Raw genomic sequence first — 633 nt, forward strand, 5'->3', positions numbered from 1 at the left:
ATTTCCAGATACTCAAATACGATCACATCTGCATGATTCTCCCATGCATATTCTGCAACTGCCCCTGCGATCTTTCTGCTTAATTCTATATTCAGACGTCTGGTGTATGCCCACCTTTCTCCTGCCTGCGCAGATCCATGTTCCCTCTGGAATCTCCGGATTCGTCCCAGTGTGCGGTACATATGGTCTTTTTCACTGGGGAAGTCAATAAACTTTCTCCCCAGGACAGTTCCGTCTGCCCGCATGATGGTACAGACTGCATCCGTATTGATTCCCAGATCCACACTGCAGATGATCTGCCCTTTAACAGGTGTCTGAGTAAGCGTCACTTCTTCTATATAAGAAAAACGCAGGAAATATTTATGGTGTCTTTTCTCCAGTGCCGGGGCAGATGCCTTTTTCCCATACCAGTTCCTGCGCAGGTATTCCATATCCGTATGGCTTAAACACACACGGAACCATCTCCAGTCATGCCCGTCATACAGTTTCAGGTATGCCTCATCTTTTCCCTCTATCCCTTCGCGGTACATCACATCCCGGTAAAAGACCGGCATGGCATGGTTTTCACAGGTAAAATTCGGTTTCCCGGAGAGTTCTCCCGCTGCCTCCCACTGTTCCATCCGGCTTTCATAG

1 pseudogene is annotated in these 633 nt (G+C 48.3%); it reads right to left on the minus strand.

Going from position 1 to position 633, the window contains the following annotated elements:
- A pseudogene (locus H8Z82_RS17025) lies at positions 1–620 on the minus strand (IS200/IS605 family accessory protein TnpB-related protein); the annotation flags it as partial.
- Positions 621–633: the final 13 nt, after the last annotated feature.

It is taken from the genome of Blautia difficilis, assembly GCF_014297245.1.
In the GTDB taxonomy this organism is placed as follows: domain Bacteria; phylum Bacillota; class Clostridia; order Lachnospirales; family Lachnospiraceae; genus Blautia_A; species Blautia_A difficilis.